The 21536-nt window shown below is 69.0% G+C and carries 21 protein-coding genes; 17 read left to right on the forward strand and 4 right to left on the reverse strand.

What is annotated here, in order from left to right; translation table 11 throughout:
* Positions 1 to 15: 15 nt before the first annotated feature.
* Positions 16 to 2175, forward strand: a complete 2160-nt coding sequence (locus LC452_RS07190; RefSeq protein ID WP_223623649.1) for an adenylate/guanylate cyclase domain-containing protein — start codon at positions 16 to 18, stop codon at positions 2173 to 2175.
* On the forward strand, positions 2175 to 3602 hold the full coding sequence (locus LC452_RS07195) for a mechanosensitive ion channel domain-containing protein (protein ID WP_223623651.1): 1428 nt from the start codon (positions 2175 to 2177) through the stop codon (positions 3600 to 3602). Before LC452_RS07190 ends, LC452_RS07195 begins: the two co-directional genes overlap by 1 nt.
* A 157-nt stretch (positions 3603 to 3759) precedes the next feature.
* On the opposite strand, the gene LC452_RS07200 is transcribed toward LC452_RS07195, so the two are convergent.
* Complete coding sequence (locus LC452_RS07200; protein WP_223623653.1) at positions 3760 to 4713, reverse strand: DMT family transporter; 954 nt, start codon at positions 4711 to 4713, stop codon at positions 3760 to 3762.
* A 151-nt stretch (positions 4714 to 4864) separates the two neighbouring features.
* On the opposite strand from LC452_RS07200, the gene LC452_RS07205 reads away from it, so the two are divergent.
* The 4 genes from LC452_RS07205 (at position 4865) to LC452_RS07220 (ending at position 8532) form a co-directional block, all read left to right on the forward strand.
* Positions 4865 to 5242 carry a hypothetical protein gene (locus LC452_RS07205; RefSeq protein WP_223623655.1) on the forward strand — a complete coding sequence of 126 codons (378 nt, stop codon included), beginning with the start codon at positions 4865 to 4867 and terminating at the stop codon, positions 5240 to 5242.
* A gap of 206 nt (positions 5243 to 5448) precedes the next feature.
* The gene (locus tag LC452_RS07210; RefSeq protein ID WP_223623656.1) at positions 5449 to 6051 is read left to right on the forward strand and encodes a hypothetical protein; all 603 of its coding nucleotides are present in this window, start codon (positions 5449 to 5451) and stop codon (positions 6049 to 6051) included.
* Between the two features lie 68 nt (positions 6052 to 6119).
* Entirely contained in the window at positions 6120 to 7406 is a 1287-nt protein-coding gene (locus LC452_RS07215; protein WP_223623658.1) for an adenylosuccinate synthase, read from the forward strand.
* A gap of 13 nt (positions 7407 to 7419) precedes the next feature.
* Positions 7420 to 8532, forward strand: coding sequence for a beta-propeller fold lactonase family protein (locus tag LC452_RS07220; protein ID WP_223623660.1), 1113 nt, complete (start codon positions 7420 to 7422; stop codon positions 8530 to 8532).
* 5 nt (positions 8533 to 8537) lie between these two features.
* On the opposite strand, the gene soxR is transcribed toward LC452_RS07220, so the two are convergent.
* Positions 8538 to 9014 (reverse strand): redox-sensitive transcriptional activator SoxR, encoded by a 477-nt coding sequence (gene soxR, locus LC452_RS07225; protein ID WP_223623662.1) that lies wholly within the window; start codon positions 9012 to 9014, stop codon positions 8538 to 8540.
* Between the two features lie 63 nt (positions 9015 to 9077).
* Between soxR and LC452_RS07230 the strand changes: the two genes are divergently transcribed.
* The 9 genes from LC452_RS07230 to LC452_RS07270 all read left to right on the forward strand — a co-directional run bounded on the left by LC452_RS07230 (position 9078) and on the right by LC452_RS07270 (position 17588).
* A complete protein-coding gene (locus LC452_RS07230; RefSeq protein WP_374197761.1) occupies positions 9078 to 10481 on the forward strand; it encodes an MFS transporter in 1404 nt (467 codons plus the stop codon).
* Complete coding sequence (locus LC452_RS07235) at positions 10478 to 11509, forward strand: alcohol dehydrogenase catalytic domain-containing protein (protein WP_223623664.1); 1032 nt, start codon at positions 10478 to 10480, stop codon at positions 11507 to 11509. Before LC452_RS07230 ends, LC452_RS07235 begins: the two co-directional genes overlap by 4 nt.
* Positions 11510 to 11583: 74 nt before the next feature.
* Complete coding sequence (locus LC452_RS07240) at positions 11584 to 12165, forward strand: biotin transporter BioY (RefSeq protein ID WP_223623666.1); 582 nt, start codon at positions 11584 to 11586, stop codon at positions 12163 to 12165.
* Positions 12166 to 12366: 201 nt separating this feature from the next.
* A complete protein-coding gene (locus tag LC452_RS07245; protein WP_223623668.1) occupies positions 12367 to 13803 on the forward strand; it encodes an NAD(P)/FAD-dependent oxidoreductase in 1437 nt (478 codons plus the stop codon).
* 149 nt (positions 13804 to 13952) lie between these two features.
* Complete coding sequence (locus LC452_RS07250) at positions 13953 to 14255, forward strand: DUF427 domain-containing protein (RefSeq protein ID WP_136056095.1); 303 nt, start codon at positions 13953 to 13955, stop codon at positions 14253 to 14255.
* 65 nt (positions 14256 to 14320) lie between these two features.
* The gene (locus LC452_RS07255; RefSeq protein ID WP_223623669.1) at positions 14321 to 15181 is read left to right on the forward strand and encodes an ABC transporter ATP-binding protein; all 861 of its coding nucleotides are present in this window, start codon (positions 14321 to 14323) and stop codon (positions 15179 to 15181) included.
* Positions 15178 to 15858, forward strand: coding sequence for an ABC transporter permease (locus LC452_RS07260; protein ID WP_223623670.1), 681 nt, complete (start codon positions 15178 to 15180; stop codon positions 15856 to 15858). The genes LC452_RS07255 and LC452_RS07260 overlap by 4 nt, the downstream gene beginning before the upstream one ends.
* Positions 15855 to 16595 (forward strand): ABC transporter permease, encoded by a 741-nt coding sequence (locus LC452_RS07265; RefSeq protein ID WP_223623671.1) that lies wholly within the window; start codon positions 15855 to 15857, stop codon positions 16593 to 16595. The genes LC452_RS07260 and LC452_RS07265 overlap by 4 nt, the downstream gene beginning before the upstream one ends.
* A 69-nt stretch (positions 16596 to 16664) precedes the next feature.
* A complete protein-coding gene (locus LC452_RS07270) occupies positions 16665 to 17588 on the forward strand; it encodes an ABC transporter substrate-binding protein (RefSeq protein WP_223623672.1) in 924 nt (307 codons plus the stop codon).
* A gap of 86 nt (positions 17589 to 17674) precedes the next feature.
* Here LC452_RS07270 and LC452_RS07275 read toward each other — a convergent pair whose 3' ends face one another.
* A complete protein-coding gene (locus LC452_RS07275) occupies positions 17675 to 18850 on the reverse strand; it encodes an AI-2E family transporter (protein ID WP_223623673.1) in 1176 nt (391 codons plus the stop codon).
* A gap of 62 nt (positions 18851 to 18912) precedes the next feature.
* Between LC452_RS07275 and LC452_RS07280 the strand changes: the two genes are divergently transcribed.
* Positions 18913 to 19212, forward strand: coding sequence for a chorismate mutase (locus LC452_RS07280; RefSeq protein WP_223623675.1), 300 nt, complete (start codon positions 18913 to 18915; stop codon positions 19210 to 19212).
* Positions 19213 to 19370: 158 nt separating this feature from the next.
* Positions 19371 to 20537 (forward strand): ROK family protein, encoded by a 1167-nt coding sequence (locus LC452_RS07285; RefSeq protein WP_223623677.1) that lies wholly within the window; start codon positions 19371 to 19373, stop codon positions 20535 to 20537.
* Positions 20538 to 20681: 144 nt separating this feature from the next.
* Here the strand turns inward: LC452_RS07285 and LC452_RS07290 are convergent, their stop codons facing one another.
* On the reverse strand, positions 20682 to 21530 hold the full coding sequence (locus tag LC452_RS07290) for a phytanoyl-CoA dioxygenase family protein (protein ID WP_223623679.1): 849 nt from the start codon (positions 21528 to 21530) through the stop codon (positions 20682 to 20684).
* Between the last annotated feature and the right edge of the window lie 6 nt (positions 21531 to 21536).

Raw genomic sequence — 21536 nt, forward strand, 5'->3', positions numbered from 1 at the left:
ACGGCGGAGGGGCTCATGAGCGACAGCGGCACGGATTCGGCGACGGCGGTCACAGCGCGAAGGTCCTGGCGCGGCCGCGCCGGGCTGAGCATCCAGTCGAAGCTCCTGATCATGCTGCTCGCGGTGAGCCTGATCTCGTCCGTGGTCGTCGGCGCGATCGGGTTCATCAACGGTCGGGACTCGCTGCACGATGCGGCCGTCGATCAGCTCATCACCATCCGCTCCCTGCGCGCTGCGGAGATCACCGAGGCGATCGAGGACGTCAAGCGCGACGCCTCTCTGCAATCGCGGAACCTGAGCGCGCAGACGCTCTCGAACACGATGAACGCGGCCTGGGACGATCTGCAGGGGCAGGAGGTCACCGACGAGCAGTTCGCGCAGCTCGAGGGCTACTACGCCGACACCTTCATCCCCGAACTCGAGGCCCGCGCGGGCGAGGAGTACGGCTCCGAGGCGTTCATCCCGGAATCCGACGCCGGCCGCTACCTGCAGCTGCAGTACACGACGAAGAACCAGGACTTCGACACCGATTACGACAAGCTGCTCGTCGGCAACGACAGCGGCGACGGCACGAGCTACTCGGCCGGAGCGGAGCGATACGGCGACTACTTCACGCGTCTGATCCAGCAGGCCGGCTACGAGGACGCCCTGCTGCTCAACCTCGACGGCGACGTCGTGTTCTCCGCCTACAAGGGCGTCGAACTGGGAACCAACCTGAACACCGGGCCGTATCGCGACACCGTGTTCGCGCAGACCTACCGCGACACGATCGCGACCAACTCGGTGGACGCCATCGGTCTCACCGACTTCGAGCGCTGGATCCCCTCGCTGAACGTGCCGACGATGTGGATCATCTCCCCGGTCGGCAACGACAGCAGGATCACCGGCGCCATGGCTCTCCAGGTTCCGGTCGACCAGATCAACGACGTGATGACCGGCGGGAAGCAGTGGAAGGAGCAGGGCCTCGGCGACACCGGCGAGGTCTACCTGGTGGGGCGCGACGACCTCATGCGCAGCACCTCGCGGCGCCTGGAGGAGAACCCCGAGGAGTACGTCAAGCGGCTCATCAGCGGAGGGATCGCGCCCACGATCGCGAACCGCATCGGCGAGGTCAAGGGCACTGTGCTGCTGCAGCCGGTCAACACGTTCGCCGTGGCCGAGGCGCAGGCCGGGCGCAGCGGCACCGTCGTCGGCCGTGACTACATCGGCGGCGACAGTGTCACCACCTATGCCCCGCTGGAGATCGAGGGGCTCGACTGGGTCATCGTGGCGCGCATCGACACGGCTGAGGCGTTCGAACCCGTGAACGTGTTCACGCGCAATGTGCTGCTGTCGCTGCTCGGCATCCTGCTCGGCGTCTCGCTGCTGTCGCTGCTGCTCGCGCAGGTCTTCACCCGCCCGATCCACCGCCTGGTCGGAGCCGTGCACCGGGTCGCCGAGGGAGATCTCGACGTGCAGGTGCCGCAGGGTTCGCGCGACGAGTTCGGCGACCTCGGCAGCGCGTTCAACGACATGGCCTCGAGCCTGCGCATCAAACAGGACCTCATCGAGGAGCAGCAGAAGGAGAACGAGAAGCTGCTGCACACCCTCATGCCCGAGAGTGTCGCGGCGAAGTACAAGCAGGGCGATGAGGCGATCTCCGAGGCGCATGAGAACGTCTCGGTGGTCTTCGCGGAGTTGGTCGGCTTCGACGACGCGGTCCGCGGTCAGAGCGCCGAAGAGGAGATCGCGCTCCTCAACACCCTCATGCGCGGCTTCGACGAGGCGGCCGAGAAGGCCGGCGTCGAGAAGGTCCGCACGCTCCGCGGGGGATATCTGGCTTCGTCCGGGTTGATCGTGCCGCGGGTGGACAACATCCGCCGCAGCGTCGAGTTCGCACGGAATCTGCTCGGCGTGCTCGAGCGCTTCAACGCCCAGAACGGCACGCAGATCGCGCTCCGCGCCGGCGTCGACACGGGCACCGTCACGAGCGGTCTCGTCGCCCGCACCACCCTCGCCTACGACCTGTGGGGCGACGCCGTGAACCTCGCGTACCGCGTGCGCTCGGTCACCGGCGAACCGGGCATCTACGTCAGTCAGACCGTGCGCGACCGCACGCAGGAGCTGGTGAACTACGTCGAAGCGGGGACGGTGGAGACGCAGGGCAGGACCGAGACCGTCTGGAAGGTGGTCTGATGCTCGACGAGGCGTTCGCGGACGGATGGGCGTGGTGGGTGATCGCGCTCGCCGTCGGGGTGCCGGTGCTCCTCGTCGTGCTCACCGAGATGATCGGGGCGCTGACGCGTCGCGGCAATCCGGTGGCCAAGCCGTTGCGGATGCTGCGCAACGGGGTCATCCCCGTCGGCGCCCTGTTCGCGCTGCTCGCCTTCGCGATCCAGTCGCCCGCCGATCAGGTGTGGACGCGGGTCGTCGCGACGGTGTTCGGCTTCCTCGTGATCCTGCTCGTTCTCTCCGCCTTCAACGTCGCGCTCTTCGCGAATGCGCAGAAGGACTCCTGGCGCGGGCGCATCCCGACGATCTTCGTCGAGATCGGCCGGCTCGTGCTCGTGGGCGTCGGTCTCGCGCTGCTCTTCTCCTGGGTGTGGGATGCCGACGTCGGCGGCATCTTCACGGCGCTCGGCGTCGGGTCGATCGTCATCGGCCTCGCCCTGCAGAACGCCGTCGGCGGGGTGATCTCGGGTCTGCTCCTGCTCTTCGAGCAGCCCTTCAAGATCGGGGACTGGCTGGATGCCGCGGGCGTCAAGGGCCGGGTCGTCGAGGTGAACTGGCGCGCGGTGCACATCGAGACCGGCGCCGGCATCCAGATCGTGCCGAACTCGACGCTCTCCGGGGCGTCTTTCACGAACCTGAGCGAGCCGGAGGGGCCGCACTCCGCCGAGACCCCGGTGAAGTTCTCGACCGACGATCCGCCGCACGAGGTCATGTCGCTGCTGCGTTCTGTGGCCGAGGCGCTGCCGATGAAGCTGCCGCGCGAGCATGTCACGGTGAACTACTCGGGCGCCGGCGCGTACGGGGTGTCGATTCCAGTGGCCGGACCCGCTGACGCCTCGCGCGCCCTCTCGATGTACCTGTCGTGGCTCTGGTACGCGGCACGGCGCCGGGGCTTCGCCCTCGACGGCGATTCGACCGATCCGCTCGCTGAACCGCAGCGCCTGGTCGAGGCGATCACGGCGATCGCGCCGACGCTGCATCTGCGCGACGATGACATCGAGGCCGTGACCGCGGGTGCGCGCCTGGAGCGGTACGGCGTCGGCGAGCTCGTGCTTCCCAGCGGCATCGTGCCCGATGAGGTGCGTGTCGTCGTGTCGGGCCGAGCGGTGCTCGCGGTCGAGGCCGATGGCGGACGCATCGAGTTCGCGAGCGCGGAGAAGGGCGACATCGTCGGGCACACCGCGCTCACCCGGGAGCGCACGCAGGCGGCGACGATCGCCGGCGAGATCCTCACCGTCGTGGTGCTGCCGCTGTCGACGGTTGACGCGCTGATCCAGAGCCGTCCGCGGCTGGCGGGAGAGATCGGTGAGGCACTGGAGTTGAAGCGCACGCTCGCTGCCGCCCGGCTCGCCGAACTCGGCATCGCGCGGAACGTGATCGGCGAGCGCTGAGGCGAGGACGGGTGGCTGCTCCGGGTCGTTCCGGTCGCAGTTCGTGCTGCTGCGGGGCGTTCCGGTCGCAGTTCCTGCCGTTGCGGATGCGCAGGCGCGGCAGAAAGTGCGACCGGAACGAACGCGGCCGGCAGAAAGTGCGACCCGAATCAGGGCGTCAGGCCGCGCGGCGCCGCCCGCGCATGCGCGTGACGAGCACGCCGAGCAGGCACAGCGCGCCGCCGAGGAACATCAGCGGTGTCGGCACCTCGCCGAGGATCGCCCACGACATGAGGATCGCGATCGCCGGCACGACGTAGGTGGTCGCCGAGGTCTGGCCGGCGGTGCTGCGCTGCAGTACGTACGCCCAGGTGGTGAAGGCGACGGCCGTGGGGAAGATGCCGAGGTAGACGACCCACAGCGTCGAGTCGAGCGGCGCGGACTGCAGGGCATCGATGAGACCGCCGATCCAGGGCAGCAGCGCGACGGTGCCGGCGATCGCTCCGAGCCACGTGAGCGTCGTCGCATCGGTCCCGGCGGTGAGGAGACGCTTCTGCACGAGCGTGCACCCGGCGTACATCACCGCGGCGAGAAGGGCGAGGAGGAGACCCGTGATGTCGGGGCCTTCCTTCGTCGACGAGTTCATGCCGATCAGCACGACCCCGAGGAACGCGATCGGCGCCCCGATCACGAGCGGCTTCGGGAAGCCCTCGCGCAGGAACAGTCCGCTGAAGATGACGACCATGAGCGGTGCGAGGTTCACCACCATCGCGGCAGTGCCGGCGTCGAGGGTGCGCTCGGCGCTGTTGAGCGCGAGGTTGTAGACGCAGAACCAGCCGACGCCCCACACCGCGATCAGCCACCAGTGCCGACGCTCGGGAAGACGGATGCCGTGCCGCACGGCGATGATCGTCAGCACGACCGTGCCGACGGCCATCCTCAGCAGAGCGAGGGCCCCGGGGTCGTAGTGCGGGCCGGCGCCGCGGATGCCGATGAACGCCGAGGCCCAGAGCACCACGGTCACCAACGCGGCGACGAGGACGAGTGCGCCCTGCTTCTTGGGCGCGGTCTGCTTGCCGGGCGCGGCGGTACTCGTGCGGGCTCCGGGATCGCCGGACACGGCTTCAGGCATCCCCCGATCCTGTCAGGGGCCTCCGACATCGAGCGAGGCCCTGGAGCGACAGCATCCCTCGCTTTCCCGCCAGCGTGCCGCGGACGCGATATCTCCCCCGTGACGTCGGTTCGTCGGTAGCGTGGCGGGGGCAACCGGAGGATGGGGAGAGATGTCGTACGACGTGGAAGTGTATGGGCAGCGAGCGATGACAGCGCGTGAACTCGTGAAGACGGTCAAGGCCGACAGAGAACTGACGGCGAAGGGTGATCGCGCGACCGGCGGAGTCGGTGAAGTCGGGTGGAAGTGCTCGGGCGAGCACTGCTTCCACGTCGACGGCCCGATGGAAGTGGACCCGGACGAGGTCCCCGACGAATGGAGGGGGAACACCCCTCCGACCATGTTCTACAGCATCCAGGTGCCGTACCTCGTTGATACCTCGGCAGGCTTCTCCTTCGAAGCGGATCCGAGACAGCTCTCGGCAGCACTCGGGTTTGCGTCGCGGCTGGCTGACCGGCTCGATGGGCTCGTCGTGGACCTTCAGGCATGACATTCAGCGAGAACCTGTATCTCCACCTGAACTGGTTCCGCCTGAGAGACGATTCCCGCGACCTGGCCCGGATCTACCTCGACGTCGCGACCGAGCTGTGCCCGGCTGCGGTGCCCTCCCGCTTCGGAACGCACGAACCGATGCAGGGAAGGTTCCCGCGCGACGACGCCTCGACCTTCGATCACATGTATCGCGAAGAGTGTGACGTGTCCCCTCTGATTCTCACGGGCAAGCACTTCCCGCACGGCACCATCTCCGGGTGGACGAACGACCTCGAGTCCCGATACCAGCAGATCGCCCTGAGGTTCGACTTCGCGGCCTGGGAACGCGCGGGCACGCAAGCGTCCTTCGAGGAGTTCTTCGTCGAGGTCGCGCGCAGATCGGGAAGCTTCTTCGCCTCAGCGGAGCTGAATGACACCATGTTCGAGACAGCCCAGGTTCCTGCCGTTCGCGGCGCGTGGGCAGGGCTGCCGCTTCAGCCGCAGTGGCTCTCCTGGTTCTCCCCGGAGTACGCAGAGCTGGTGGCACCGCATCTGTCTGCAGGCGAGACCACGAAGCACGTGGAGGGCTGGTTCCATCGCTGGACCGAGGAGCCGGCGGAGGCCGCCGAGATCCGCTCGTGGCTCCTCGACGATCCGTGGGTGCCGTACGAACTGCTCCCGGCCCCGAACCCCGGCAGCACTCGACGGCCCCATGAGCAGGCGTTCGTCATGCCCGAGTCGCTGCGGGCGCCGGTGCAGGGTTCTCCGGAGTGGCGACGCATCGAGGCGCACTACTCCCGAAACAGCCCGGAAACCCCCTCCCGATAGGATGGGACCGCCCGAAGAGGGCCAGCTCATCGGCCGGTGCAAACCCGGCGAAAGCAGGGGGGACACCCATGCCAGGAATCGTGATCGTCGGCGTGCAGTGGGGCGACGAAGGAAAGGGCAAGGCCACCGATCTTCTCGGTGAGCGCACCGACTGGGTGGTGAAGTTCAACGGCGGCAACAACGCCGGGCACACCGTGGTCGTCGGCGACGAGAAGTACGCGCTGCACCTTCTGCCGTCCGGCATCCTCTCTCCCGGCGTGACGCCGGTCATCGGCAACGGTGTGGTCGTCGACCTCGAGGTGCTGTTCTTCGAGCTCGAGGCGCTCGCCGCCCGCGGCATCGACATCTCCCGGCTCAAGGTGAGCGCGAACGCGCACATCATCACGCAGTACCACCGCACGCTCGACAAGGTCACCGAGCGCTTCCTCGGCAAGCGCATGATCGGCACGACGGGCCGCGGCATCGGTCCGGCCTACGCCGACAAGATCAACCGTGTGGGCATCCGTATCCAGGACATCTTCGACGAGAACATCCTGCGGCAGAAGGTCGAGGGTGCTCTCGACCAGAAGAACCACCTGCTGGTCAAGATCTTCAACCGCCGCGCGATCACCGCAGACGAGGTCGTCGAAGACCTGCTGTCGTACGCCGACCGTCTGCGCCCGATGGTCGCCGACACCGGCTACCTGATCGCCGAGGCGCTCGACCGCGGCGAGGTCGTGGTCTTCGAGGGCGGCCAGGCGACGATGCTCGACATCGACCACGGCACCTACCCGTTCGTCACCTCGTCATCCGCGACCGCCGGGGGTGCAGCGACCGGATCCGGCGTCGGCCCCGGTGCCCTCGACCGCATCGTCGGCATCGTCAAGGCGTACACGACCCGCGTCGGCTCGGGCCCGTTCCCGACCGAGCTGTTCGACGAGCAGGGCGAGTGGCTGCGCAAGCAGGGCTTCGAGTTCGGCACGACGACGGGGCGTCCGCGCCGGGTGGGCTGGTACGACGCGCCCATCACGCGCTACGCGACCCGCATCAACGGCATCACCGACCTCGTGCTGACGAAGCTCGACATCCTCACCGGTCTCGAGCAGGTGCCGGTCTGCGTGGCTTACGACGTCGACGGCGTGCACTTCGACGAGGTGCCGGTCAACCAGACCGACTTCCATCACGCGAAGCCGGTGCTGGAGTACTTCCCCGGTTGGAGCGAAGACATCTCCACGGCTCGCACGTTCGAGGACCTGCCGCAGAACGCGCAGGACTACGTGCTGGCACTCGAGAAGATGAGCAACACGCGCATCTCGGTGATCGGTGTCGGCCCGGAGCGCGACCAGGTCATCGTCCGCCACGATCTCGTCGACTGAACGGGGCGAGCGCGTGACGCGGTTCTGGCTCGGGGGCTACGGCTCCGCCATGGAGGGCTCGGCCGACGGCATCGGCCTGCTCGCGGGCGACGAGGGTCGCGAGGCCACGACGCTCGCCTACCGCGGCGCTGTCGTCGAGACGCCGTCGCCGTCGTGGCTGGCGCGGCATCCGTCCCTCGATGTCGTCTACGCGGCGCTGGAGGATGACGCCCAGGTGCAGGCCTTCGCCCGCACCGGAGAATCGGCGCTGTCCCCGCTGGGCGACCCGGTTCGCGTGGGCGAGAACGTCTGCCACCTGGCCGTCGCACCGAACGGCGCGTTCCTGATCGCGAGCTGCTACGGCGACGGACGCGTGGTGCGGATCGGTCTGGATGCCGCCGGCCGTCTGGTGCCGGCGCACGCGAAGACGGATGCCGCGGCGGCGCTGCGCGCAGCCCTCTTCGGCGACGAGGATCCGGATGCTCCGGCGGCGACTCCTCCCGGCGACGGCGTCGCCGCGACCGACCCGTACGGATCGAGCGCGGAGCGGGTCTCGCACGCCCATGCCGCGGCCTTCCTGCCCGACGGCCGGATCGCCACCACCGACCTCGGCTTCGACCTCGTGCGGTTCTGGAAGCAGAGTGCGAACGGCCTCGTCCTCGACCAGGAGGTCGTGCTCCCGCTCGGAACCGGTCCGCGTCACATGGTCGTGCACCCCAGCGGTCACCTGCATGTCGTGACCGAGTACTCCTGCGAGGTGTTCACGCTCGCCGCCGGCGTCGACGGCACCTGGCGCGTCGTGTCGTCGACCCTGTCGAGTCCGATCGCGCAGGTCGGCTTCGACTTCCCGGCCGAGCTCGCCCGCACCCGCGACGGCCAGTTCCTGTACACCGCCCTCCGCGGCAGCAACACGATCGCGGCGCTGCGCGTCCGTGGCGACGGCGACTCCCTCGAGTCCGTCGCGCTCGCCGACTCGGGCGTCGACTGGCCGCGTCATCACCTGGTCCACGAGGGCAAGCTCCTCGTCGCCGGTCAGCGGTCCGACACGGTCACCCTGCTCGACCTCGACGAACGAACGGGCGCGCCCCTCGGCATCCGTCATGAGGCACAGGTCCCGGCGCCGACGCACTTCCTGCTCGTGCGCTAGCCGACTCACTCGTCTGCGGGGATGCCCTTCGCGAGCCAGCGGATCGGGCCCGCGCCCTTGCGCCCGAGAACATCCTCGGGGTTCTGCAGCGCGCATGATGTGAGGCTGAGGCAGCCGCAGCCGATGCATCCGTCGAGGTCGCCGCGAAGATGCTCGAGCTGACGGATGCGCGCATCGAGTTCGTCGCGCCAGGTCTGCGACAGGCGCGCCCAGTCCTTCCTGGTGGGCGTCCGGCCCTCGGGGAGGGATTCGAGGGCGATGCGGATGTCCTTGAGGGGGATGCCGACGCGTTGCGAGACCCGGATGAAGGCGACACGGCGCAGGGTGTCGCGGCCGTAGCGACGCTGATTGCCGGAGGTGCGCTCCGAGACGATCAGGCCGTTGCGTTCGTAGAAGTGGAGGGCGGATGCGGCGACGCCGCTGCGTCCGGAGACCTCTCCGATCGTGAGTCTTCGGTCCTTGTCGCCGTCCAATTGCGGCATGATCGCTTCTCCTCACGTGCTCGGCTTGACCTCAACCTTAGTTGAAGTCCTAGCGTCGTCATCATGACAACGGAAACAGGAGTGGACGCGACGCCGAGTGCCGCCGCACCGCGCATCATGGGCGGCGAGTATCTATGGATCACGATCGGTGCGTGCGCGCTCGTGTTCCTCGGGGCCTTCGAGTCGCTGGCGGTGACGACGGTGATGCCGACGGTCAGCGCCGACCTCGGTGGAGAGCGGCTCTACGCGCTCGCCTTCGCCGGTCCGCTGGCGACGAGCGTGATCGGCATGGTGGTCGCCGGGAACTGGGCGGATCGTCGCGGACCCGTCGCTCCGCTGTACACGGCCGTCGCCATGTTCGTCATCGGCCTCCTCATCGCCGGACTCGCGCCGAGCATGGAGGTGCTCGTCGCCGGGCGCTTCGCCCAGGGACTCGGCAGCGGCGGCCTGATGGTCGCGCTGTACGTCGTGGTCGCCCGGGTCTACCCGCAGGAGCTCCACCCCGCGATCTTCGCCGGCTTCGCGGCGGCCTGGGTGATCCCCTCCCTCATCGGGCCGACGGTCGCCGGCGCCGTGACCGAGCTCTGGAGCTGGCACTGGGTGTTCCTCGGCGTCGTGATCCTGGTGCTCGTCGCGCTGGTGATGGTGATCCCCGCCCTGCGCGGCCTCGCGAACGACGGAGACGCGACCGCACCATGGGCGTTCGGCCGGCTCGGCTGGTCGGTGCTGGCGGCCGTCGCGGTGCTCGCGTTGAACCTGGTCGGCGACATCCCCGCGGTGGGTCCCGTGCTCGCCGTGGTCGCGATCGTCGTGGCGCTCATCGCCGTACGCCCGCTCGTTCCGCGAGGGACGCTGCGCGCGCGCCGCGGGCTGCCCTCGGTCATCCTCGTCCGCGGGCTCGCCGGTGCCGCGTTCTTCGGTGCGCAGGTGTACCTGCCGTACCTGCTGACCGACCCCTACGAGCTCTCGCCGACGCTCGCCGGGCTGTCGCTGACCGGAGGGGCCCTCGCGTGGTCCGCTGCCGCGACGGTTCAGGGACGCATGGGTGTCCGGCTCTCCAGCGTCACCGCGGTGCGCGTGGGTACGGTCCTGGTGCTGGTCGGCATCGTGCTGACGGTCGCTGTGGCGGCGTTCCGCTGGGACGCCCTGCTCGTCGCCGGCGCCTGGGTCATCGCGGGAGTCGGCATGGGGCTGATGAGCCCGCGCTCGAGCGCCCTGACGCTCGCGATGTCGACCCCCGAGAACCAAGGATTCAACAGCGGCGCCATGACGGTCGCCGACTCGTTCGGCAGTGCACTGGCGCTCGCCGTGACGGGCAGCCTTTTCACGGCGCTGGTGGCGGTCGCCGACCCGTTCACGGGCGTGTTCATCCTGGCGGCCGTGATCGCCCTGGCTGCCGCGCTGATCGCGCCGCGGATACGGACGGATGCCGGGCGCGGCGCGACCGTGCAGGAGGAGGGCGCATGAGCGTCACGGTGGAGAAGGAGCGCACCATGCGGGCGATCGTGCAGCGGGAGTTCGGTTCGTCGGCAGTGCTGAGGGTCGAGGAGGCCGCGGTACCCGAGCCCGGCGAGGGCGAGGTGCTCGTGCGCGTCGCCGCCGCCGGAGTGCACGCGGTCGACACCGACATCCGCCGAGGCGACGGTCCGCCGTCGATGCCGAAGCCGGCGCTGCCGATGACGCCGGGGCGCGAGGTGGCCGGCACCGTCGAGGCCGTGGGTCCCGACGTCGACACGGCTCTCCTGGGCACGCGCGTGGTCGCGCACGTCGGTTTCCGCAGCGGCGGCTATGCGGAGTCGGCGATCGCTCCGGCCGCAGCGCTGCACACCGTTCCCGCTGGGATGCCGTTCGCCCAGGCCGTCGCCGCGATCGGCACCGGCCGGACGGCGCAGCTCGTGCTCGAGTCGGTCGAGTTCCGGCCTGACGACGTCGTGATCATCCCCGGAGCCTCGGGCGGCCTCGGAAGCCAGCTCGTGCAGCTCGCGTTGTCGGAGGGTGCCACGGTCGTCGCGCTTTACGGCGGTGAGGCGAAGCGAGCGGTGGTCGAGCAGCTGGCGCACGGCGGGCGGCGAACGGCCGGCCGTCTCCACGCGCTGGATGCGACCGACGACACCTGGCCGGAGCAGATGGCCGAGCTCCTCGACGGCGCACAGCCGTCGGTGCTGATCGACGGCGTCGGCGGCGCGACCGGACGTGCGGCGGTCGAGAGCCTCGGTCGTGGAGCGAGGGTCGTGATCATCGGCTGGTCGAGCGGCGAGATCGTGCGGCTCGACTCCACCGACATCGTCGCGCGCTCGCTCACGGTCGCGGTGCCGCTGGGTCGGGCTCTTCCCGATCTGCGGGAGCTCGAGACCCGAGCGCTCGCCGCCGTGGCGGAGGGACGCACCGCCCCGCCCGTCGACGAGTACCGTCTCGAGGATGCCGCCGCGGCGCACGACGCGATCGAGCAGCGTCGCCAGCGGGGGAAGGTCGTGCTGGTGCCGACGAGGACCTGATTTGCGGGCGAGGTCCTTCGGTGAGTACTGTGCTGAACAGTGTTCAGGTGAACACCGTTCAGGAAGGAATCCCGATGGCACCCTCGACCCGTGACACCAGCGCGACCCTCGGCCGCGTGGCCGTGTTCGCCGCCCTCATCATCGTGCTCGGCACGGTCGTCGTGCCGCTGCCGGGCGGAGTGCCGATCACCGCCCAGACGCTCGGCGTCATGCTGGCCGGACTCGTGCTCGGTCCGCGGATCGCGCCGCTCTCGATCATTCTCGTGCTGGTGCTCGCGGCGGTGGGGATTCCCGTGCTCGCCGGCGGCCGCGGAGGCCTCGGCGTGTTCGTCGGCCCGACGGCCGGCTACCTCGTCGGTTGGATCGCCGGCGTGATCGTGATCGGCCTGCTGATGCGCACCGGGCGGGTCACGTGGTGGCGTGCCGCCGCGGCATCCCTCATCGGCGGCGTGCTCGTCGTCTACGCCTTCGGCATCCCCGTCCAGGCGCTCGTGACGGGCGTCCCGCTCGTCCCCACCGCGCTGTCGAGCCTCGCCTTCCTCCCCGGAGACCTCATCAAGGTTGCGGCGGCGACGCTCGTCGTCGTCGCGCTGCAGCGGGCGTACCCGCGGGCATTCGCCACCCGTCGCGCGCCGCGGGAGGCGGTCGCGGCCTGAGGACGGCCGCGCGGCGTGCATCCGCAGGTCCAGATCACACGCGCAGGTCGACACGCCGCGTTTCGCGCCTGCATCCGTGATCTGAACCTGCGGATGGAAGCCGGATGCCGCCGGATGCCGCGGGAATCGCCGCGCGCGGAACACTCACCCGTGACTCGGCGTTGCTCTTGAGCGAGACTGGGCGACGGAGAGGTGCGACACATGGATGCTGCAGCGAAGACGGATGAATACGACCTGATCGTCCTGGGCGCAGGAGCTGTCGGCGAGAACGTCGCGGACCGCGCCGTGCAGGGCGGTCTCACGACGATCATCGTGGAGAGCGAGCTGGTCGGAGGCGAGTGCTCGTACTGGGCGTGCATGCCCTCGAAGGCGCTGCTGCGTCCGGCGCAGGCGCTGCGCGCGGCGCAGCACGTGGGCGGAGCGTCGCAGGCCGTGACCGGAAAGCTCGACGTGCGTGCGGTGTTCGACCGGCGCGATTCGTTCACGAGCAACTGGTCCGACGACGGTCAGGTGAAATGGCTCGACTCGGCGGGCATCGACCTCGCCCGGGGCTTCGGCCGGCTCACGGGCGAGCGCGAGGTCACCGTGACGGATGCCGACGGCGGCACCCGCGTGCTGCGCGCCCGGCACGCGGTCGCGATCAGCACCGGATCCGAGGCCGTGATCCCGCCGATCGACGGACTGCGCGAGGCGGCGCCGTGGACCAGTCGCGAGGCGACCAGTGCCGAGGAGCTGCCGGAGAGCCTGGCCGTGATCGGCGGCGGCGTCGTCGCCGTCGAGATGGCGACGGTCTACGCCTCGCTCGGCTCGAAGGTCACGATCATCGCGCGCGGCGAACTTCTCGCGTCGATGGAGCCCTTCGCCGGAGAGCGCGTCGCCGCGGGGCTGAAGGAGCTGGGCGTCGACGTACGCACCTCGACCGGCACGACCTCCGTCCACCGCGGCGATGAGGGTGTGACGATCACCCTCGACGGCGGCGAGGAGATCTCGGCGAGCGAGGTGCTCGTCGCGACCGGACGGTCGGCGCACAACCGCGACATCGGCCTCGAGACGGTCGGCCTCGAACCGGGGAAGTGGATCGAGACGGATGACACGCTGCGCGTGCCCGGCATCGACTGGCTCTACGCCGTGGGCGACGTCAACGGACGCGTGCTCCTCACGCACCAGGGCAAGTACCAGGCGCGCGCCGCCGGAGACGCGATCGCCGCGCGCGCGAAGGGCGACGACGTCGACGATGGCCCGTGGGGCCGGCACGTCGCCACCGCCGATCACGCGGCGGTGCCGCAGGTGACCTTCTCGTTCCCGGAGGTCGCTTCCGTCGGACTCACCGAAGCCGCCGCTCGGGAAGCGGGGCACGACGTGACGGTGATCGACTACGACCTGGGCTGGGTCGCCGGAGCCAGCGTCTACGAGGACGGCTTCGAGGGGCAGGCCCGCCTGGTGATCGACACCGAGCGCGACATCGTGATCGGCGCGACGTTCGTCGGTCCCGAGGTCGCCGAACTCATCCAGGCCGCGACGATCGCCATCGTCGGCGAGGTCCCGATCGCCCGCCTCTGGCACGCCGTTCCGGCGTATCCGACGATCAGCGAGATCTGGCTCCGCCTGCTCGAGGGGTATGGGCGCGACTCGGCCTGACGACCGCCGTTCGGCGGCCGGCAATCCGTTCCCGGGGCCGCATCGAACAGCATCCGAATATTTCTCACATTGACGGCTTCCCCGCAACCCCCCGCCCGGATGTCCCAGCCGTCTTATACGCTCGAACACACATCCGAGGAGGCAGGACCATGAAGGCTGTCATCGCAGGAACCGTCATCGCCGAGGCAGACGAGAGCGATCTCGTCCGCATCGAAGGGAACTGGTACTTCCCGCCGGCGTCCATCGCGCCCGGAGCGCTCGTCGAGAGCCCCACGCCCTACACCTGCCCGTGGAAGGGCGCAGCCCAGTACTTCTCGGTGAAGACCGGAGACGAGCTGCACACCGATTACGCGTGGTCCTACCCGACCCCGTACCCCTCCGCATTCGACCGCGTCGGCAAGGACTTCTCCGGCTACGTCGCCTTCGACCCGCGCGTGCAGATCAGCGCATGACTTCCGTATGCCGTCGCCGGGGCGCCGATGCGCGCCTCGTCGACCGACCGACTGGAAAGTGACCCATGATCGAGTTCCGCAACGTCACCAAGCAGTTCCCTGACGGCACCGTGGCGGTCGACGACTTCAGCCTGGTGCTGCCGTCGCGAAAGACCACCGTGTTCGTCGGCTCGTCCGGGTGCGGCAAGACCACCCTGCTGCGCATGATCAACCGCATGGTCGAGCCGACCTCGGGCGACATCGAGATCGACGGTGAGAACGTGCTCGTCGGCGATCCGGTGCAGCTGCGCCGTCGTATCGGCTACGTCATGCAGAACTCCGGTCTCATGCCGCACTTCTCCGTGATCGACAACGTCGCCACCGTGCTGCGGCTCACGGGTGTCAAGAAGCCCGAGGCGCACAAGAGGGCCCGCGCGCTGCTCGACACCGTCGGCCTCGATCAGGCGCTCGCGGAGCGCTACCCGAGCCAGCTCTCCGGTGGCCAGCAGCAGCGCGTCGGAGTGGCCCGCGGCCTTGCCGCCGACCCCAACATCCTGCTCATGGACGAGCCTTTCGGCGCGGTCGACCCCATCGTTCGCGCCGACCTGCAGCAGGAGACACTCCGGCTGCAGCACGAACTCGACAAGACGGTGGTCTTCGTCACGCACGACATCGACGAGGCGTTCCTGCTCGGCGACCAGGTCGTCATCCTCGACAAGGGCGCGCGCATCGTGCAGGTCGGCAGCCCGAGCGAGATCATCGAGAACCCGGCCGACGATTTCGTCGCCGCGTTCATCGGCGCCGACCGCGGCCGCCGCGCGCTGCGCCTCAAGCAGACGCCGAACGGCACCGTCGTAGTCGATTCCGAGGGACGCACGCAGGGCGCGATCGTGGCCGAGCCGGAGAGCATCGGCGCACCGGATGCCGGGGCAGAGGGTGCTCCGTGAACTGGGTCACCGACAACCTGGGACTGATCCTCGAACTGACGCTGGTGCACCTGCGTCAGAGCATCGTGCCGATCGTGATCGGGTTCGTGATCTCCCTGCCGCTCGGCTGGGTGGCCTGGCGCTACCGACTCGTGCGCGGACCGATCATCGTGCTCACCGGGCTTCTCTACACGATCCCGTCGCTCGCGCTGCTGATCCTGCTGCCGGCGACTCTCGGCTACTCGGCCATCAGCGAGACCAACCTCGTGATCGCGCTGACGATCTACGCGGTCGCGATCCTCGTCCGATCCGTCGCCGACGGTCTCGACTCGGTCGACGACGGCGTGCGGCAGGCCGCGACGGCCACCGGCTTCGCGCCGTTCCGGCGCTTCTGGGCCGTCGAATTCCCGCTCGCGGGTCCCGTGATCCTCGCCGGACTCCGCGTCGCGGCCGTGAGCACGATCTCACTCGCGACCGTCGGCATCCTCATCGGCGTCACCAACCTGGGCTATCTGTTCACCAACGGCCTCGAGCGTCGGATCATCGCGGAGGTGCTCGCCGGCGTCGTCGCGGTGGTCGTCATCGCCCTGGTCATCGACCTCATCCTGCTGCTGATCGGACGAGCGCTGATGCCGTGGACCACGGCCACCAGCCGCGTCTCCGCCAGCCGTGCCGTCCCCGTGAGGGCTGCCGCATGAATCTCTTCGCCGACGCCATCGCCTGGATCCTCGCCCCGAAGCAGTGGGAGGGCCCGTATGCCCTGCCCGTGCTGCTGGGGCAGCATCTCGCCCTGACCGCGATCTCGGTGCTGATCGCCGCTGTCATCGCTCTGCCGACCGGCTGGCTGATCGGCCACACCGGACGAGGGCGGGAGATCGCCGTGGCCGTCTCGGGTGCCGCTCGCGCCATCCCCGCCTTCGGCCTCATGGTGCTGCTCGTGCTGCTGCTCGGCGTGCTGCGCATCCCCGAGGCGGCGATCATCACCTTCGTGCTGCTCGCCATCCCGTCGCTCCTGGCCGGTGCGTACACGGGTCTCGAGGCCATCGACCGCCGGGTGCTCGATTCTGCGCGGGCCATGGGCATGACCGAGTGGCAGGTGTTCTGGAAGGTCGAGGTGCCTCTCGGGCTCTCGCTGCTGGTCGGCGGTATCCGCTCCGCTCTGCTGCAGGTCATCGCGACCGTCACCATCGCGGCCTACGTCAACCTCGGCGGGCTCGGGTACCCGATCATCCAGGGGATCCCGTTGCGACGCTTCGATCAGGTTCTCGGCGGCGCACTGATCGTCGCCGTCCTGGCTCTGCTCGTCGACCTCCTGCTCGCGGTGGCGCAGCATGCCGCCGTTCCCCGAGGAGTGCGCACCGGGCGCCAGAGTCGGCGCCGCTCCCGGCCGCTCGCACCCGCCGCGCAGCCGTCCACCGCCACCGCCGCCGCCTGACCGCATCGTTCCCGCATTCGTTACACCCGCACTCACAGCACTGAGTAAGTCCCAGAGAAGAGGAAGTCCATGTTCACAGCACGAGGCAAGCGCTCCGTCCTGGCCGTCGGCCTGGTGGCCGCAGCCGCACTCGCCCTGACCGCCTGCGGCGGCAACCCGCTCGAAGAGCCATCCGACGACGCCGGTTCCGGTTCGGGCAGCTCCGACACGATCGTCGTCGGCTCGCAGGGGTACTACTCCAACGAGATCATCGCCGAGATCTACGCCCAGGCGCTCGAAGGCGCCGGGTTCACGGTCGAGAAGAAGCTCAACATCGGCCAGCGCGACGCGTACATGCCCGAGGTCGAGTCCGGCGAGATCAACGTCTTCCCCGAGTACACCGGCAGCCTGCTGGAGTACCTCTCGAAGGACGGCGTCGATGTGACCGCTCCGGATGACGTCTACGCCGCACTGCAGGACGTGCTGCCCGACGGCCTGACCGCTCTCGACTTCGCCGAGGCGTCCGACCAGGACACGTACACCGTGCTCAAGAGCTTCGCCGAGGAGAACGACCTCAAGACGATCGGCGACTTGAAGAACGTGACCACCCCGGTCACGATCGGTGCCGCGCCGGAGTTCGAGGAGCGCCCGTACAGCCCGGCCAAGGCCAAGGAGGTCTACGGCGTCGACCTGACGTTCTCGGCCACCGGCCCGACCACGCTCGAGTCGCTGCTCGCCGGTGAGATCCAGGTCGCCGACATCTACACGGCCGACCCGGCCTTCGAGACCGAAGACATCGTCGCTCTCGAAGACCCGGAGAACCTGATCATCTCGTCGAACGTGGTGCCGATCGTGTCGAGCGACATCGCCGACCAGGTGTCCGATGTGCTGAACGCCATCAGCGCGAAGCTCACCGCCGAGGAGCTCGTGTCGCTCAACGTGCTCAGCACGGTCGACCAGCAGTCGTCGGCCGACATCGCCAAGAAGTGGCTCGAGGACAACGACCTCGTCTGAGTTCGCGTCCTGAAGAGGTGCCCGGGCCCGTTGCTGATTTCATGCAGCGGGTCCGGGCACTTCTGCGTCCGGGGGACGGGCGCCCGCTAGACCCGGGCGTCCTGCCGCGGCACCCAGACCTGCTTGATGATGATGAGGATGGATGCCGTGACCGGCACGGCGACGAGCGCGCCGAGCAGTCCGAGCAGTGTGCCGCCGGCAAGGGCGCCGATCACGACGAGCGAACCGGGGATCGAGATCGCACGGTTCATCACGCGCGGGGTGATGACGTAGGCCTCGATCTGCATGTAGATCAGGTAGACGATCGCGAAGATCAGGGCGCCGATCGGGTTCGTGAACAGCGCGATGCCGGTGCCGATGACCCAGAACAGCACGGAGCCGACGAGCGGGATCAGGGTGATGCAGAAGGCCACGGTCGCCATCAGCGGCGGGAACGGCAGGCCGAGGAAGAAGTAGAGCAGGAAGGCGAGCAGCGCGTTGCAGAACGCCAGCACGACCATCCCCATCACGTAGCCGCCGACGGAGTCGGTGATCTGGTCGGTGATGTCGCTCGCCCGTGCGCGGTCGCGGGCGGGGGCGAGACGCAGCAGGCTGTTCTTGATCCCGGTGAGGCTCGCGAGGAAGTACAGGGTCAGCACGAGCACGATGATCGTGCCGGAGATGAAGGATGCGATCGACGCGCCGACCTTCAGGGCTCCGCCGCCGATGGTCGCGAGGTTGCCGAAGTCGGAGAGGAACTTCTGCACCTCGACGACCAGGTCCTGGAACTGCTCGCCGAACTGCGCCGCGAGCGTGGCGTAGAGATCGGTCTTGGTGAATTCGCGGACCATGCTCGGCACGGAGGTCACGAAGCTGGAGATCTGGTCGATCACGATCGGGATGACCATCCACAGCAGCAGCGCGAACACGATGACGAGTCCGAGGATGACGAAGAGCACCGAGATCGCGCGCGAGAGTCCTCGGCGCTCGAGGAATCGCACGGCGGGGTCGAGACCGAGAGCGGCGAACAGCGCGAGGGCGATGTAGATGAGCACGGTCGACAGGCTCGTGAGCGCGAGGCCGAGCACGATGGCGCCGAGGCCGCCGAGCGTGACCAGGAATCCGAACACGAAGGGGCGATCGATGCGGGTCCAGAACGAGCCCCGGGGCGTCATCGGCTCGACGACGGCACGCGGTGCGACGACGGTTTCCGGGGCATCGAGCGGGGGGACGGATGCCGTGTCGTCGGTGGGCGCGGAGGCCGGCGACTCTTCGTTGCTCATGTGCTCACGATAGCGCTGAGGGTCGTCGGAACACGGGCGTTCTGCGGCTCTAGAGTAGGGGCATGACAGCCGCTGAGGACCCGAGGGCCGAACTGCTCCGACTTCGCGCCAGCATCGACAACATCGACGCCGCGCTGATCTTCATGCTGGCCGAGCGCTTTCGCGCGACCCAGCAGGTCGGGCATCTCAAGGCCGAGCACGAGATGCCGGCATCCGACCCGAATCGCGAGGAGCAGCAGGTCGCCCGCCTTCGCGCTCTCGCCGAGGAGGCGCACCTGGACCCCGAGTTCGCCGAGAAGTGGTTCAACTTCGTGGTAGCCGAGGTCATCCGCCATCACACCGAAGCGGCAGAAGGCCGCTGAGAGAAGTGCCGGACGGGCGACGGTGTGTGCAGCACTCGCCCGTCCGGAGTTGTGAGAGGCCTCACGGCCAACTAAGTTCAATGAATAAACTTACGGAGAGACTACGGATCACTGCACGATCTGTCAACAGCTCGCACCCGAGCGCCCGAACGGACCCCATGCTGAACACCGATGACGCCCTCGACACGCAGGCATCAGTCCGGCGTGCGAACCTCCGGCGGGCCCTGCAGCTGGTTTTCCGCAGCCCGGGCGCTCAGACGCGTGCCGGCATCGCGAGGGCGACGGGTCTCACCGCGGCCACGGCGTCGTCGCTCGTCGCGGAACTGATCGAGAACCGGCTGGTCGTCGAGGGCGAGCAGGCCGCCAGCACGGGCGGCAAGAGGGCGACGACCCTCAGCATCGACGCCGAACACCACCTGATCCTCGTCGTCGTCATCCAACCACGGCACGCGCACCTCGCACTCGTCGCGCTCGACGGCGCCGAGCTCGAGGTACGGCGGGTCACCTACTCCGCGGATGACCGCGACAAGGTGCTCGACTCCGCGGTCGCCGCAGTGGCCGCCGACGTCGGCGGCCGTCTGCTTGCTGCCGGGGTGCAGCTCCCCGGCACGACGGATGGCCGTTCCGTGCTGGAGAGCGTGCAGCTGAAGTGGGAGAACGTGCCGCTCGCCGAGCGATTCGAGCGACTGCTGCACGCGCCGGTCCTGCTCATCAACGACGTCGACGCCGAGGCCATCGCCGAGGCCGGGCGCGACGAGTCGCCCGCGGGCTACCGACTCTTCATCCACATCGGCGGCGGCATCGGTGCGGCGGTGACGCTCGACGGCGAGCTCGCTCCAGGACCGCGCGACCGTGCCGGCGAGATCGGACACGTGCAGGTGGTGTTCGGCGACGCGGCCAGGGACTGCAGCTGCGGCCGGCGCGGATGCCTGGAATCGGCATCCGCCATGGGAGCGATGCTCGGCGCGGAGTTCTCCGACGCGATGGATGCCGCAGAACTCGCGGTGCTCGCCGCCCGTGCCGATCCCGGCCAGCTCGACGACGGTGCCCGCGCACTCGCCCGCGCCGTGAAGCTCATCAGCGCCCTCCTCGACCCCGCCGAAGTGGTCATCGGCGGACCGGCGACCGTGCTCGGGCCGCGGTTCCTCGAGAGTCTCCGCAGTGAGACCGGCTACGCCTCACGGGGGACCTCGCAGGTTCCGGTCCGCTACGCCGATCCCCGCGTCGCGCTCTCGGCCGGCGCCGCGCAGGCCGCGCTCACCTCGGCACTCGGGGTGCGGTGGAGCGCCGAGCAGCTGCTCGCAGCATCCGCCTCCGACGCCTGACGCGCACGTCAGGGCTGCGTCGGTCCTCGACTTCAGCGGTCGATCGCACCTTTTGCGGCCAGCTCGCTCGGAATGGGCCGCAGAAGTTGGACATGGCCGCAGAAGTTCGCGATCCGGCTCGCCTGACGCGCCAGCCGTCTCGGCTCAGAGCCCGTCGCCCTCGAACCAATGCTCCTGCCATCGCCAGTCGATCGGGTCGGAGACGCGCTGGTAGCGGATGTCGGTGGACAGGCGGATGCGACGATGCGGATCGACGTTGTCGGTCGAGGCGTGCACGATGTGCGCGGAGTGCACCATGACGTCGCCCGCCCGGTAGTCGTTGATGAGCCAGCGGGAGTCGTACTCGTCGGCCAGTCCGGGCAGGTCGGCGGTGATCGACGCGGCCGGCATCGTGAGGGTGCCGGCGCGCTCCTGCGCCATCACGCGGTGGTGGCTCCCCTCCAGGTAGGCGAGTCCGCCCGTCTCGACGGCGCAGTCGCCGAGGGGGATCCACATCGACAGCACGCGGTCGGTGCCCTCGCGCAGGTACACGAGGTCGTAGTGGGCCTGCGTGGCGGTGCCGATCCCGGTCTCGCCCGGACGGGTGTGCCGGATGATGCGGCGCTTGTGGAGGTGCACGTCGTCGCCCAGGAACCACTGGAACCATCCGCGGATCGACGGGTGAGACGTCAGGGCGGCGTAGCGGTCGCCCGGTACGACATCGTCGAAGAGCACGCGACGGGTCAGGGCCAGGTCGATGTCGGCATTCGAGTCGATGCCCTCGTCGGCGCCTCCCGGCTCCACGAGGCCCGTCGGTGCGAGCATGTCGAAATAATAGGTACGGAAGTCGCGGACCAGGGCAGGATCGAGATGGTCGCTGAGATAGAGATAGCCGTCTCGACGCAGGCGGTCCCACAGTGCATCCCTGTCGGCTCGCAGCGATGTCGGTACGGGCTCGAGCCGACCGAGTCGCTCGGGCCGCTCTTCGAGCACATAGCCGTTGGACGTGATCATTCCTCC

Origin of the sequence: Microbacterium sp. EST19A, from assembly GCF_019969685.1 — a bacterium.
Lineage (GTDB): Bacteria > Actinomycetota > Actinomycetes > Actinomycetales > Microbacteriaceae > Microbacterium.